Source organism: Pantoea sp. Fr-CA_6 (assembly GCF_024520895.1).
GTDB classification, from domain to species: domain Bacteria; phylum Pseudomonadota; class Gammaproteobacteria; order Enterobacterales; family Enterobacteriaceae; genus Pantoea; species Pantoea agglomerans.
Genome location: NZ_JALNPO010000003.1, coordinates 224,327 through 238,755, shown reverse-complemented (window position 1 = coordinate 238,755; position 14,429 = coordinate 224,327). Strand labels below are relative to the sequence as shown.

Annotated in this window: 12 protein-coding genes; 5 read left to right on the top strand and 7 right to left on the bottom strand. The window is 51.4% G+C overall.

Going from position 1 to position 14,429, the window contains the following annotated elements:
• Positions 1 to 179 precede the first annotated feature (179 nt).
• From NR201_RS07140 to NR201_RS07130, 3 genes are all read right to left on the bottom strand, one after another.
• Entirely contained in the window at positions 180 to 4,304 is a 4,125-nt protein-coding gene (locus NR201_RS07140) for a BapA prefix-like domain-containing protein (protein WP_256849571.1), read from the bottom strand.
• A 606-nt stretch (positions 4,305 to 4,910) separates the two neighbouring features.
• Complete coding sequence (locus NR201_RS07135; protein ID WP_033760914.1) at positions 4,911 to 6,128, bottom strand: cupin domain-containing protein; 1,218 nt, start codon at positions 6,126 to 6,128, stop codon at positions 4,911 to 4,913.
• A gap of 561 nt (positions 6,129 to 6,689) precedes the next feature.
• Positions 6,690 to 7,478 (bottom strand): enhanced serine sensitivity protein SseB C-terminal domain-containing protein, encoded by a 789-nt coding sequence (locus NR201_RS07130; RefSeq protein WP_256849570.1) that lies wholly within the window; start codon positions 7,476 to 7,478, stop codon positions 6,690 to 6,692.
• Positions 7,479 to 7,915: 437 nt separating this feature from the next.
• Between NR201_RS07130 and NR201_RS07125 the strand changes: the two genes are divergently transcribed.
• The 3 genes from NR201_RS07125 (at position 7,916) to NR201_RS07115 (ending at position 10,559) form a co-directional block, all read left to right on the top strand.
• Positions 7,916 to 8,524, top strand: a complete 609-nt coding sequence (locus tag NR201_RS07125; protein WP_256849569.1) for a dTMP kinase — start codon at positions 7,916 to 7,918, stop codon at positions 8,522 to 8,524.
• Between the two features lie 331 nt (positions 8,525 to 8,855).
• Positions 8,856 to 10,169, top strand: a complete 1,314-nt coding sequence (locus NR201_RS07120) for an FAD-binding oxidoreductase (protein WP_256849568.1) — start codon at positions 8,856 to 8,858, stop codon at positions 10,167 to 10,169.
• A 111-nt stretch (positions 10,170 to 10,280) separates the two neighbouring features.
• On the top strand, positions 10,281 to 10,559 hold the full coding sequence (locus NR201_RS07115; protein ID WP_236571057.1) for an NmrA family transcriptional regulator: 279 nt from the start codon (positions 10,281 to 10,283) through the stop codon (positions 10,557 to 10,559).
• Between the two features lie 142 nt (positions 10,560 to 10,701).
• Here NR201_RS07115 and NR201_RS07110 read toward each other — a convergent pair whose 3' ends face one another.
• Positions 10,702 to 11,448 carry an NADPH-dependent F420 reductase gene (locus NR201_RS07110; protein WP_033768704.1) on the bottom strand — a complete coding sequence of 249 codons (747 nt, stop codon included), beginning with the start codon at positions 11,446 to 11,448 and terminating at the stop codon, positions 10,702 to 10,704.
• Between the two features lie 100 nt (positions 11,449 to 11,548).
• On the opposite strand from NR201_RS07110, the gene NR201_RS07105 reads away from it, so the two are divergent.
• Positions 11,549 to 11,917, top strand: a complete 369-nt coding sequence (locus NR201_RS07105) for a helix-turn-helix domain-containing protein (RefSeq protein WP_033780002.1) — start codon at positions 11,549 to 11,551, stop codon at positions 11,915 to 11,917.
• A gap of 174 nt (positions 11,918 to 12,091) precedes the next feature.
• Here the strand turns inward: NR201_RS07105 and NR201_RS07100 are convergent, their stop codons facing one another.
• Positions 12,092 to 12,661 carry a DUF4142 domain-containing protein gene (locus NR201_RS07100; protein ID WP_256849567.1) on the bottom strand — a complete coding sequence of 190 codons (570 nt, stop codon included), beginning with the start codon at positions 12,659 to 12,661 and terminating at the stop codon, positions 12,092 to 12,094.
• A gap of 463 nt (positions 12,662 to 13,124) precedes the next feature.
• Here NR201_RS07100 and NR201_RS07095 point away from each other — a divergent pair, with 463 nt between their 5' ends.
• Positions 13,125 to 13,634: an anti-virulence regulator CigR family protein gene (locus NR201_RS07095; RefSeq protein ID WP_033760899.1), complete on the top strand. Its 510-nt coding sequence runs from the start codon at positions 13,125 to 13,127 to the stop codon at positions 13,632 to 13,634.
• 55 nt (positions 13,635 to 13,689) lie between these two features.
• Here NR201_RS07095 and NR201_RS07090 read toward each other — a convergent pair whose 3' ends face one another.
• A complete protein-coding gene (locus tag NR201_RS07090) occupies positions 13,690 to 13,890 on the bottom strand; it encodes a helix-turn-helix domain-containing protein (RefSeq protein WP_022624598.1) in 201 nt (66 codons plus the stop codon).
• Between the two features lie 75 nt (positions 13,891 to 13,965).
• Positions 13,966 to 14,391, bottom strand: coding sequence for a RidA family protein (locus NR201_RS07085; protein ID WP_033768711.1), 426 nt, complete (start codon positions 14,389 to 14,391; stop codon positions 13,966 to 13,968).
• Positions 14,392 to 14,429 lie beyond the last annotated feature (38 nt).

Sequence of the window (14,429 nt, the reverse complement as noted above, 5' to 3'; positions counted from 1 at the left end):
GCCATAATGTCCGCTTTTCGCTCATAGCGGAAATTAGCCTGACGTTAGTCTTCCCTATACCGGCAGCGTAGGTTCGCACGCCATTAGAGAATAGCTACGCTGGGCACTCGTATGCGCTTCACTGGCAATCTTAATTGCGGAAAATGGCCAGGGAAGAAAATCCGCCCCGGCCATCTGATTTAAGCCAGTTGTAAGTGAAGATTATGTTGCATCAGGATATCAGCCAGCGAACCTTCATGGCTGGCAGAGGCATTGTGATACAGGTCGTACTGCTGACCGTTACTAATACGCTGCCCATCCTCGCTCCAGACGCCGCCTTCAATGTTACTTAGCGTAACCACATTGCCGTCCGCGTCTTTTATCGTCGGCGCCTCACTCGCATTGTCGTTCATTGGCAACGGCTCTTTTTGCCCCAGATTGACGCTATTACTGCTGAAAGCGCCCAGATTAATGACCTCAGCGTTGCCTGATCTCAGCCCAAGCGTGGCAAAATCAAACGCCTCATGCGCACCATTCAGCTGAAACGAATCGTCATCGGCAGCACCGTTCAGGCTGGTGTGCAGATTTGAATATAAAAGCGAGAGCGTTTCACTGTTTACTGTTCCAGAGAGATGGAGATTGTCAGCCATATCAGGATGAAGAGACGCGTGCTCCAGTGTGATAGCACTATGGCTTTCCGAATTGCTGCCATCTTCTGTGTTGCTGCTGATCACAGTTGTGGCATTGATCAGGTTGTCCTGCGCTGCGGTTGCAATACTCAGCTTCGGCTGCGGCTCGGCCATATAAAGCTCGACGTTTTGCGAAACGAGGTTAACGTTTCCGGCAGCATCACGAATAGTTGCGGTTATCCTGTGCTCGCCCGGTTCAGGCGTGAGTGCGTCCAGCGTTTCAAGCTGCACGGCCCACGTGCCTTTGCTGGTCACACTGGTTTGCCACTCGTGGTCGCCAGGCCTGACAGTAACAATATCAGCGGCTTCACCCGTACCTGATACATGCTGATCATGGCTGGAGGCAAGGTTGATTTGCTGCCCCTCTGTGAGGTGAGTAAAAGCGATTTTGGGTGCGCAGACATCCACCTGATAGCTGGTCGTTATCGTAGCCGTATGGCCAGCCGCGTCGCTAGCAGTCACGACAATGTCATGCTGCCCCTTGCCGAAACCTGTTTTCATCGTCCCCGGCGCCAGTGGCAGGCTCCAGTGACCGTCGTCGCTTACTGCCGCATTGTGATGTTTACCACCAATAATCACCGATACCGTCTGACTGCTGCCGGTGACGCCCGTTGTGCCGGTCAGCATCGAGCCCTCTTTTTTCTCCGCACGGTTCAGCCAGCCGTCACCAAATGGCGTATCAATTTCAGGTGCAGGCTGACCTGGAATATCGACCACTGGCGCAGTATTGCTTCCATCGGTGGGATTATCGGGGGTGACCGGTGGCAACGGATCGCCGCTGTTATCACTGACCGGAGAAGTCAGATCCGCTGTGACGTAACCACTCTGTTCAAACCAGTTTCCGGCGCCATCCAGCACGCCAAACGACAGGAAGTTGCCGCCCTGGGAAAGCTCCGACGCGCTGATTTCCGCGCGCCAGCTGCCATCTGCCTCTACCACGGCATAATTCCAGTGGAAGGTATCAGAAACCTGCACCGCAAAAGTCTTAAGCGGCAGCGGCGCTTCAAGCGTGCCGCTGATAACGTACCAGGTCTGACCGTCATGCTGGACCGCATCCGCCAGCGTAATGTCGTTAACGGTGACTTTCGGGTTGCTGCTGTTGTAGTGGGTAATCAGCAGCAGATTCTGGCTGAGGCTGGTACTGTTTCCATTCAGATCCGTTGCGCTGACCTGAATGGTGTGGTTGCCGTCCTTGATAGTTTTCACGTCGCTGTCAGAGAGCTGAACCTGCCACTGATTCTGATAGACACTGCCCTGCCAGGTTCTGCCGTCAAGGGTCAGTTCAACCGGCGTGCCGGAGGGAAGATGAGCGGCGGTACCGGTGAAGATAATGCCGTATATCCCCTCCTGGTAACTGACCGCATTGTCGCCGGTGATCGGATCAAGGGTCAGCTGCGGCAACGCCTCAGTAGCGAAGATTTGCACACCTGCTGAGGCATAACCTTTGTTGCCCGCTTCGTCGGTTGTTTCAGCAATGGCACGGTAGCTCCCTTCCTCCATTCCCTGCAGCGTTTCCGCGGGAACTGAGAACTGCCACTGGCCATTTTGATCGACGATGCCGCTCCAGTGGGAGGCCCCAAAACTAACCTCAATCGTGCTGCCGGCTTCGCCTCTGCCGGAGATCACCAGCGGGCTGCTGATTTCATGACTGTCGATCACCCCGTCCCCTGCCAGGGTATTAATCGTGACAAGAGGATCCTGCGTATCGGTAATAAACGTCGTCTCCGTGATACCGGACTGGCCCCAGCGATCGGTGGCGGTCAGCGTAACGGAATGACTCCCCTCGGCTAAATCTGCTTCCATCAGCTGCCCGGTGGAGAGTGAGACAAGCCAGTTGCCCAGACTGTCCACAGCGCCCGCATAGTGAACACCATCTACGGTCAGATCGATCTTCTGGCCCGCCCCGGTCACACCAGTGGAGCCGCTCAGCGTAACAGGCTCGAAGCGTTCATGTGCGTTCATAAACCCGTCGACAAACGGCGTGTCTATAGTCGGCTGTGGCGGGATAGCGTCTGATGGCGGTGCTGACGCCTCTACGGTAATGACTTTGTTTGCGGTGGTCGTACCGCCAACGCTGTTTTCAAAGGTTACGCTGATGTGGTTAGACCCCACCGGCAGCACCTGCAGATCGGCAGACGGCAGGGTAACACTCCAGCTGCCGTCAGCGGCCAGCGTTGTGGTATAGGTCTGACCGTTCAGCATTATGGTCAGCGTGCTCTCTGCGGCGAGGTTCGCTGTGGTGCCGCTGAACGTCTGTGGGGAGAGCTTCTCCTCAGCGCTTAACACGCCGTCACCAGTAAAACTGTTAATGGTTAAAGAAGGGGGCGTGCTGACAGGCGGAATCGGTGTGCCACCATCGGCGGGTGGCGTGTTGCCACCATCCGTTGGATTGTCATCGATAACCGGCGGAACCCCATTGCCGCCTTTAACGGGCGTAATAAGGTCGGCTGTGACATTGCCACTCTGCTCAAACCAGTTTCCGGCACCATCCAGCACGCCAAACGACAAGAAGTTGCCGCCCTGGGAAAGCTCCGACGCGCTGATTTCCGCGCGCCAGCTGCCATCTGCCTCTACCACGGCATAATTCCAGTGGAAGGTATCAGAAACCTGCACCGCAAAAGTCTTAAGCGGCAGCGGCGCTTCAAGCGTGCCGCTGATAACGTACCAGGTCTGACCGTCATGCTGGACCGCATCCGCCAGTGTGATGTCGTTAACGGTGACTTTTGGGTTGCTGCTGTTGTAGTGGGTAATCAGCAGCAGATTCTGGCTGAGGCTGGTACTGCTTCCATTCAGATCCGTTGCACTGACTAGAATGGTGTGGTTGCCGTCCTTGATAGTTTTCACGTCGCTGTCAGAGAGCTGAACCTGCCACTGATCCTGGTAGACGCTGCCCTGCCAGGTTCTGCCGTCAAGGGTCAGTTCAACCGGCGTGCCGGAGGGGAGATGGGCGGCGGAGCCGGTGAAGATAATGCCGTATATCCCCTCCTGGTAACTGACCGCATTGTCGCCGGTAACCGGATCAAGAGTCAGCGCCGGTAATGGAATGGCGCTGGCCTTCATAGCGTCGGAGGTGGCGGGGGCATCTGAAGCTGTTGCTGACTCAACCTGGGGCGTAAGCGTTAAGGTTGAATCAGCTTCGCTGGTCGTCGCCCTCAGGGCGACAGCTGCTCCGTTTAACGGCGTGCCTGACGGGATCAGAATCTGGCTTTGGGTAGACTCTACGATTGATAACGCGGGATCTGACTCTGGACTGGCAGGGAATGGCATTGGAGATGTTGCAGAAGCTGGAGATTGCCAGACAGGTGTCAGCGTGGTGACAGTCTGAGCATCGCCGGAAACGTCTGTGCTGAACTGTGCCTCCTGAAATAAACTTCCCTGCTGGAAAAGCATTTTACTCTGCTGGCCTGCAACCTCAGTAAAGAAATTCTGATAGCGAAGCGTATCGCTCTCGTGCAGGTTAAGAATGAGATCGTCACCCTGTTTCTGAAAAGAAGAAATCTGAGAAGGTGAGCTTTGCAGCGTGATAAGAGCGGGTTCGCTCAGAATAGATTGTGATTTTCCTTCAGTGGACTGAGACAATGGGTGACCGCTTTTCAGCGATATGACCGTGGCGCGGCCCGTTCCTGAAAATGCCATGGAAATCTCCTTATATACCAGTTATTAAGTAGGCAATGCCGTTGGAAATAAAGCGACGCTTTACTTATTTCAGGCACGCAACGGCCAGCGCCAATAAAGGTGCTGAGGCAGAGCCGGCACTCAACGCATTAAACGCAATTCGTAGCAACAATAAAGGGCATAACCAGAGCCAGATTAAATATTCGTTTTTGAAAACAGATTATTTCTGCTGGCAAAATAAAAAGTACCATTCTTTGCAAGAGTCCGGGCATCGGCTCAATTAACCTTTACTGACTTCAACGACGTATCGTCAGGAAAAGTGAATAGTTGATGCTGGATAGACATAAGCTAAACTTCGTTTTCATGTCTGGCTACCAGGTAAAATCTGGAAATGTCCCCTGTTAATAGCAGATGCTTCCTGATGATTTAACTGCCCTGCTGTCTCAGCTTAGTAACGACTTCCCCATCCCTGTAAGAGCAATGCTGATGCTATTGCACCATTTTAAGTGGCAGGTGGGATATTGCATTACCGATATAAGTGTCCGCTTTATGCTAAAAGCGGACACTTTAATTTAAACAGGAATAAGTCAGCGTCAATCCTTATTAATCAGGTAACGACTGAGCCAGTTACTTCACCACCGGGTTCTTTTTAAGTGAAAGCATGTTCATAAACTCTTCATCCAGGTGCAGGTGTTGCCGGACAAGTTCAGCTGGTGTACTGGCGAGCCACTGGTTAAGCGAAATATCGGCATAGTAATCACTTTTAAAAAGCTCTAGAAAACGCAGTGGTCCCTTACCGGTGTTTTCGATGTAGTGTCCCATAGCAAAAGGAACATATCCCACATCGCCGGCGCGGTAGTCAAAAGTCCTTGCCTGACCGGATGATGCAAAGACCCCCATCCGTCCCTCTCCTTCAAGGTAATACTGCCATTCATCATTGTTAGGATGCCAGTGCAGCTCGCGCAGTCCGCCTGGCTCAATTTCTACCAGTGCGGCAGCAATCGTTTTTGAAACCGGAAAATTAGATGAATCCGTAATCCTGACGGTTCCTCCCGGCGCGCGTACCGGATCCTGAGCCAGCATCTTGTGGGTAAAGCGGATTTTCGACTTCACCCCGCCTTTTATACTGTCTGATTCCAGGCTGCCCGGAACGTTGCCGGCAAAAATGTACTCATCATCAGGTGAAGGCAGGTGAGAAAATGAAGATACCGGAACCCTGAAGTTTTTGGCGAGAATTTCCGGGGGAATATGCCTGAACCAGTCTGACAGCAGAAAAGTACTATCCTCATCAAAATTTCCGTCGTCAAAAGCCAGTAAAAATTCACAGCCGTCGGGACCGAGACCCTGAATCGAATGGGGAATACCGGGCGGAAAATACCATAGGTCACCTGCAGCGATATCATCAACAAACCATCCTCCGCTGGCGTCAAAAGCGGTAATCCGCGCGTTGCCATAAGTCATGTAAGCCCACTCCCCCTCTTTATGCCAGTGCAGTTCGCGAATACCTCCGGCATTGAGGCGCATGTCCACACCCGCAATCGTCGTAGATATGCCCAGCTCCCGCTGCGTCACCTGACGCGTCCAGCCACCGCTTCCCTTGCGTACGTGCGCATCACTGAAAGAAAAGTGAAGGTTTGGCAGCGTTCCGCTGTCGGTAACGGGCGGATTTACGATGTCCGGACTTTCTGCCTCACGAATAGGATCATGTGGTCCGGGATCTCGTCCTCCGCTCCCTGCCGGAAACGTCTTTACGCCGTTGTCATGTGCCATGGCCTGACCCGCCGCAAGCGCGACCGTTCCTCCTGCCGCAAAAGCCATAAAATGTCTTCTTGTCAGTGTTTTCATATTCATCCCTCTTAAGAATCTTTTTATAAACGGTATTATTTTTGTTACCGCCATAAAGTTATAAACGGGGTGAATGCGGAGGGAAAAACAACTTTGTAACACTGTGGAAAGAGTGCAACTTTCATGCAAATAGTAAAGGCATGTGAATGTATTAAGAAAGATTAATGTTGTTCAATCAACGTATAGTTATAAAGGGATTATCCTGTGCATAAGCGCACTAATCGTCAATTAATGTGGGTCTTATTGATTTTCATTTACCCGGTGATCGGTAACTGCTGATAAGAATTTTTACGAATTGAGGGGTTTAACGAGGCCTGAGCCTTTGATCCGTGAGCTTTCACGCACGTACTCAGATAGACGAGGCGTATGTGCAGGGCCGCTCTGTTACGCCTCATTAAGCCCGAAGCATAAAGTCCCCTTCTCGCTCATAGCGGACATAGATAAATCCGCCCTGGATCACGTATTTCAGTCACTATCACTGGCACTGTTGAAACCGGAGATCAAAGTCACCCCCGATTTACTACGCTGGTTACAAGACAACATTCAGAAGCCGTTCAGCGCTCAGCGTCCAAACATGCCCTTTAGTTTTTGCTTCATGCTCCGAACATAGAATGGCGTAAACTGCGACCTGATATGTGAGTCCAGACCTTTGTCGTTCTGGCCAAGGCGCATCAGATCCACCGCCTGCCCATCCGGAGAGGTATCCGCTGCGACAAGACCCGCACCACGCATCACCTCTTGCACATCACCGCTCATTTCCACCCCCACCAGATAATGCGGTTTATCATCGACTGACGGGTCGTGCATTAAAACCAGGAATGCACGGCTGACCCCGGGACATTTTGCAAACCAGGCAGATAACTCTTTCAGAAGCCTGTCCGGAACAACGGCAGGTACTCCCACTAATACCTGTGTTTCTTCCTCAACCACCCTTGTCTGCGGCAGGCGACCCGTTCCTTCCGCCAGCATGGCTTCTATTTCTTCCGGCACAAACTCCTTTCCGTAATCCGACCTGGGATTAAGAAACACACCCTCTCCCCGCGTCATTTCAAAAAAGGCTCTGGCAGGCAACTTCATGTATTTACTTTCCTGGCTGATGGCGCGCTGCAGGATGGCAAGCGAGGTGAATACCGGAATGACAGGCGTTCCATCCGGTTTTTCCCAGTGCTGAATCGAGATATTCTCACCCGCCTTTAGTTCGACCTCACCATCACCCGTTGCCCCTCCGGAACTACCCAGGACGTAAAGAGATGAATCTAACAGTACCCGGTAAAACTCAGGTCGTTCTGCTGGATGATCGGCCGCCAGTTTTAAAGCAGTCTCCAGTTTGATTTCCCTTTCGTCAGACATTTAACCACCTTAGGCAGGATTGGATTAGGATCAATTTAACAAGGGCTTATGAGCATAATATAGATAATTTCTACTCGCCAGATTCCTGCACGTACCGGAGGATTGCCTTTGAGGGCTCGTTATTGCGATTAAGGACATGCGTTTGAATGAGTAAATGGCAGAACAGGCACGATCTTTTCCGTTTTCCAGACGCTTCCCTTAAACTACACCGCACAGGCCTCAACTATTAAGCTTATCTGACTAACATCCTGTTCTATAAACTCGTGAGTCAGAACCGTTACCAGCGTGTTTATCAGTATTTGTTTAAAATCATGCTCACGCTGACATGCCATACTGCTACAGAGAACGATGTAACTTCAGCTATTAAACCAGGAAAATAAGATGTTTTTACCGGATGCACGATTCACAAAAATCTTTCCTCACTTCTCATTCCAGGCATGAGTCGTCAGCTGTTTGTTTCTCTGGATGGGCCCAAGGGAACCGGTAAAACCACCCTGCTGGAGTCCATTACGCAAGTGCTAAGAGCAGATAACAGGAAGGTGATCCGACTTAGCGAGCAAAAAAGCGATCCCTTCAGGTCGGAAACAATGGCGCTGGTTAACAGGCTCGCCAGAAATCCCTCAGTGGATCTTGAACGGGAAATTTGTGAACGTTTTGCCGTTAGCCGTGCCTGGATTTCACAGAATGTACTCACTAAACAGCCCGGGAACTGCATTATCCTGATGGATCGCTGGTATCCGTCTGATGCCGCGTTTCGGCGGATGGTGCCCTTTGCAGAGATTTTGCAGCGAAACATTAAGCTCAATGTGCGAGCGCCAGATCTGCATGTCGGGGTGGTCACGGCACCTGAGATTTCATGGGAACGAGCCGCGGCACGATCGCGTGGGCTGGGGAGTACAGTGATTCACCGGCTGGAAGAGCATGTCGCTTGCACCAGAGCGTTCGAGCAGGAGATGACCAACCACGGCTGGTTTTTATGTCGCAATGAAGGAACCGTAGAAGAGGCAACGATGCAGGTCATTGCTGAAATCTATAAAACGCTTTGATGCCGTGCATGCATTGGTTTAAGGGGCTGATTCTCACTCGAAATTGCCAGTTAACAGCGTGACCTGTTCCGTTTCGCTCTCCCCTGCTCGCGCTTTATGAATACCGCTTTGCAGATCACTGGTTTCGGTCTTTGACACCAGCAAATAAAACACATAACAGTCGCGTTATCATCTCTTCTTCGAAAATTCGCGCCACCTTTGGTTGTTAACTCAAAAATCATCCACCTGAATTTTACTTGTCTGAAATCAACAATAATCAGATTACCGCTGGCACAGATATCCCGCTTTAACTTATAAAATTGCTTTATTTTTCATATAAGGGCACAGGGAATTGCGCTACGCATCGATACCATTTAATCACAATCAACTGGGCTGGCCTGCGGGTGAGCATTGTTTTACGCCGCAGCCCATGCTGCGAGAGGATATCACTGCCGACTGGGTTATCGTCGGCGCGGGATTTGCAGGTGTTGCCTTTGCGCGCCGCCTGGCTGAAATCAATCCTGGCCTGAAAATTATCATCGTCGACGCGCACAGCACACGAGAAAGCGCATCGGCACGTAATTCCGGGTTTGTTATCGGTCTGCCTCATAATATTGGCAGCTCCACAGCTGAATTAAAAAAGGCCAACGCTTACCGTAACCTGCTTCAGGAAGGCATTCGTCAGCTGGAGCAGGTTATTTCTCAGCATCATCTTCATTGCGACTGGGAACAGGTCGGTAAATATCACTGCCAGGCTGAACGTGGCAGTGATCGTATTTTAAAAGAGTACGCCAGCCAGCTCGATTTAATGGATGAGCCATGGCAGATGTCAGACAGCGAGGAGCTTTACCTTAAACTCGGCACGCGCTTTTACAGCAAAGGGATATATACACCTGGCTGTGTGCTGGTTAATCCGGCGCAGTTGATCGCCGGGCTAAAACACTCTTTACCTGAAAATATTCAACGCTTCGATAATACGCCAGTGCTGGGGATTCGCTACGGCAGCATGGCTGAAGTGCTGACACCGTTTGGCATCATCAAAACGCCAAAGGTGATGCTGGCCACCAACGCATTATCGCCAGAGTTGCGACCAGGACTTTCGCGTCAGGCAGCAATGGCGACCTTCGCCAGCATTACCGATCCGCTGACGGATGAACAACTGGCCACCCTGCCCCCCATGCAGAGCTGGGGGCTTACGCCGGTTAATGCGATTGCCGGTGCAACCTTCCGTTTTACCTCAGACCGCCGTTTCCTGATTCGCCAGCACGTGATACCCGCACTCAGCGGTCAGGTAAATGCCGCAGAGACCTGGCAGGCAACCCAGCTGCATCAGCGCTTATTTCATAAAGTCTATCCGACCCTCAGCAGCGTAAAGATAACCCACACCTGGTCCGGCACCATCAGCGTTACGCGAAACAGCGCGCCTGAATGGGGCATGCTGAACAAATTTATCTGTACGGCGGGTGGCTGTAACGGCGCAGGTGTTTCAAAACAGACCGTAGCGGGCAGTCTGCTGGCTGATTACATGATGAAACATGACAACCCGCATATCGCGGATATGCTGTCGCTGGGTAAGGCCAGTTTTATGCCGCCATCGCCGGCGCTGGATATCGGCATAAAACTGTCACTGATGAAAGAGTGTTATCTGGGCCGTAAAGAGATCTGATAATCCGTAACTGTAATCATCGAAACACGGAATATTGCTGAAGTAGCGGCAATTGAACTGATAAGGCGCGACCAGGCCAGCGAAGAATTACCGGTCGAAACGCTCAATCTCGTGGGGCCGGATACGCTCAACGGAGAAGAGGCAGCAGCAGCCTGGCAACAGCTTCTGGGCCGTCCGGTAATTTATGGAGGAGATAATCCGGATGCATTCGAAGCCAATATGGCGGAGTTTATGCCGCGCTGGATGGCGTATGAAATGCGGCTGATGGCTGAACGTTACGTCAGTGATGGGATGATTCCACAAGAGGGCGACCGGGAACGTCTGGTCACCCTGCCTGGTCGCCCACTGCATACCTATCGTGACTTTATTACCGCACCCGCCGGAGAGTAATCTGGATCTCTCAGGCTTAAGGACAAGCCTGCAGAGCAATACCGTGGACCAGATGCCTGAGCCAGAGCCACTATGCAAAAATATTCTCAGAACAATCTTTATCCAGAACTTCAATGCAGACAGATTATCCTTGCCGGGCGATTTAAACCGGCCAGTTTATGGCACGGTTGTTTTCGATAATATCCTGATGAGAGGGCGCATCACCCAGCGTCGCGAAACTGGCATAAAGCTGTGGCAACCGAGCCTGACCTTCTCCCTTTCTGGCCAACGCCAGAGCTCGCAGCATCACGGGCGCTTCCCAGTCACAGCAGTAACAAGGTGTGCAGGGCTGCTGACGCCATGATTCAGCGATAGTCCCAGAGAACACAGGATCAAAACCGGTGTCGTTAACCAGTGACATGGCCGTCTGCACAGCATCAGGATGATCTCCCGCTACGGCAACCGCCAGACGACCCCGACTTCCCTGCGGCTGGCCCAGATCGGCGAGCGAGTCGGCAAGGATATTATTAAAAGCTTTAACCACAGGGTGTCCGATTTGCTCCTGAACCCATTCGCTTTCGGTCTGCCCATTATCCAGTGCAGTAATCGGTGCGTCACGCAGGCCAGGATAGTAATTGCTGGTGTCGATCACCGGGACATGGGGTGGCAGGTGATCGAAAAGCCCATCAGGCAGGCTGCTAAGTGCCGGCAGCGGAATGGAGAGAATCACGGCTTCGACGTCTGTAACCGCTCCCCTGATGTCTGTGGGTTCTGCATTAATTTCACCCGCAAAACCACGCACGCCATCAACTCCGCGTGAATTAGCGATTTTTACCTTGTGCCCCGCTTCACTGAGCTTCCGTGCCAGGGTACCACCGATATTACCTGTGCCAATTACGCCGATTTTCATATTTCGCTCCTGATTCTGTGTTGAAGTGAGATACCCTATATATTCACTGAATAAACAACAAGAACCGACAAAATAGTGGGTTACTAACCTGAAGGTAAGTATGGAAAGAGACTGGCGTTGTGATATTCCGGAGCAGCGACTGGTGTGGGCTAAGGCTACCACCGAGGCGCTGAAGATTATTGAAGGTAAATGGAAGACAATTATTATCTGTCAGCTTTTCGCCGCTAAAGGCCCGCTGCGCTTTTCAGAGCTGGAGCGCCGGATTGAGGGCGTAAATCAAAAAATGCTGATCCAGCAGCTTAAGCAACTGGAACAGGATGGCATCGTGACACGCACGGTGTATCCCGAAGTTCCTCCGCGTGTTGAGTACTCACTTACCGATCTGGGAAAAGCACTTGGGCCATCAATGACTGCTCTGATTGACTGGGCCTTACTACGTCGTGAAACGCTGGGGCTTGATGGCGCCTGAAGCTCGCATTTCAACCTAGTTATACCGATGTGGCTGAGCGCAGGGCATGGCTGTTCAGGCCAAGACTGGCGTAACGAGAAAGAAACTCCAGCCGATGGTGGATTATGTCGTTTCTGGCTGGTCCCGATGATCCCGTAACAGCGCTTGCGGATAATTCGGAACCGGCCAGCCCGGTTACATCGCCATGTGCTGGGCGGATTTCAGATGCTGTTCTACAACAGGGGTATGCGCGTCGGCCAGCGCCTTCACATCCGGATCCTTTATCTTCGTCGCGTCACTCTTCAGCGTCGACAGCACCATCTTATGATCCATTATTCCGGCATTTTCCATATACATTTTGTCAAAGGCACCGCCGCTCTGCTTTTCCAGCTTGTCGGCCATGACCTTATGTTTAGCGTCTGGCGCAGTCGGTAATGTCACCTCTTTTTGCTTAGCAACCGCCTGAACTTTTGTCAGGGCACTGCCATGATCTTCGACCATCTTCTGTGCAAAGGTTTTAACTTCTACGCTTTGTGTTTTGTTCAGCGCAATTTTGGCGGCGGCAATTTCATTGAGATTGGCCTGCGCCATATCCTTCAGTGCTTTTTCATCACCAGGGCTGAGCTTGTCACTCTTTACGGTCTGCGGTGTATTCCCGCCCTGCGGGGCGCTTGTCTGCATCTCAGCCTGTACGGTGGCAGTGCTGCACAGAGCGACGACGGCTGATATAGCCAGCCATCCTTTATAGCTTTTATTATTTTTCATTTTGTAATCCTGAATATTATGGGAAAACCGATATCAGAAAAGTTCTGCTCAAAATTACCTGCTCCGTCTCATGAGTCGACATGGTTTCTGTCTCGCTTAAGGTACCTTATGTAGCAGAGTTATTAAGCGTTGTAGCCATGTCAGGTAATCGCAAGTATAAACAATGCATTGCAGCAGCATAAAAATAACGAAAATGTATTCCGCCTCGCTTAAAGCCGAAAATTTATCTATTGTTAGCAAGGGTTTCAGCATAAAATTTATACGAAATATCAAAACACCGTACAGCTTTTGTTTGATTACTTTGAGATAATTCTTAAGGTTGCTATGTGGTTGTCGGCCGTTTAATGCTGGTTAATAACTAACAGGTGACATCATAATGTGAAGAGGTTGAGCTCATGTTACCTCCTTACATCGCTTTATATTTTCTGGTTCAGATTACTGAATAATATTAAGGAAAGATCACATGCTCAAATCTCGCGCTTTAAAAGCCGCATTTGCGGTGGTGATATCTTGTACCGTGCTTGCTGCGCCCGTTTTCGCAAATCCGGGCAACGGCAACGGTGGTGGCGGTCAGGGTAATGGTAATAGCGGAAACCCGGGTAATAACGGCAAAAGCGGAGAGCACGGAAACAAGGGGCATGGTAATGCGGGTCCGAAAGAAAAACATGGAAATCGTAAGAACGCAGGACGACCCGATCACGTCGAATCAGATATCAACTACTCGCTTGCACGTAACCTTGCTGTCAATTATGGCCTTGTCGGCTATCAGTCTTTGCCGCCAGGAATAGCTAAAAAAGTTGCGCGTGGTAAACCTTTGCCTCCGGGTATCGCCAAAAAAAGTTTGCCAGCATCAATGCTAAATGAGCTGCCCTATTACCCTGGTTACGAATGGCGAGCCGTCGGAGATAATCTTGTGCTGATAGCCCTGAGCACCGCTGTCGTGACCGCCGTAATTAATGGGGTTTTCGATTAACCTTCAAAACTTTTTCGAACGAATTTACTTTCCTGGTGGAGCGCCAGTAACACGCTTAAATGCTTTTCTGAAGGCGCTCCGACTCATATCCCAGCGCGGCAGACATGCCTGAAATCGTCTCGCCTGAATTTTGCAGACGATCGCTGGCGAGTAGCATCCTCCATTGCGTCAGATATTCTATGGGCGTAATTCCAACCGTCTGACCAAAGTGTTTTGCAAATGCAGCGCGGGACATCCCTGTCTGTAATGCCAGCATATTTAACGTCCGGCATGTCATCGCAGCACCCGTCTCCGGAGTAAAGTGCCTGACAGGCAGATTGCCACTCATGCTTTATGCACTCTGTGACAGGCTCCGTTGGTCCCGTTGATCGGGAATGCGTGCAATCACCTTGATTTCAAAATCAAATCCCGCCAGCCACGTCACACCCACCGCTGTCCAGTTAGGATAAGGAGGCTGCGGAAAAACGCGCTGCTTTATCTGCATGATGGTTTCGAACTGATGCTCCGGATCGGTGTGAAATGTGGTGACATCGATCAGATCGTCAAAGGTACACCCTGCCGCAGCGAGCGTGGCTGCCAGATTCTCAAATGCCCGTTCAACCTGAGCAGCAAAATCAGGCTCCGGCGTGCCGTCGGCACGGCTGCCCACCTGACCTGAGACAAATAGCAGATCGCCTGAGCGGATAGCCGCTGAATAACCATGCTGCTCATAGAGAGCGTGACGATTGGCAGGAAAAATGGGTTCGCGGGTGATCATAGAATTTCCTCAATAGTCTTTAGGGGATTGCAGGATGC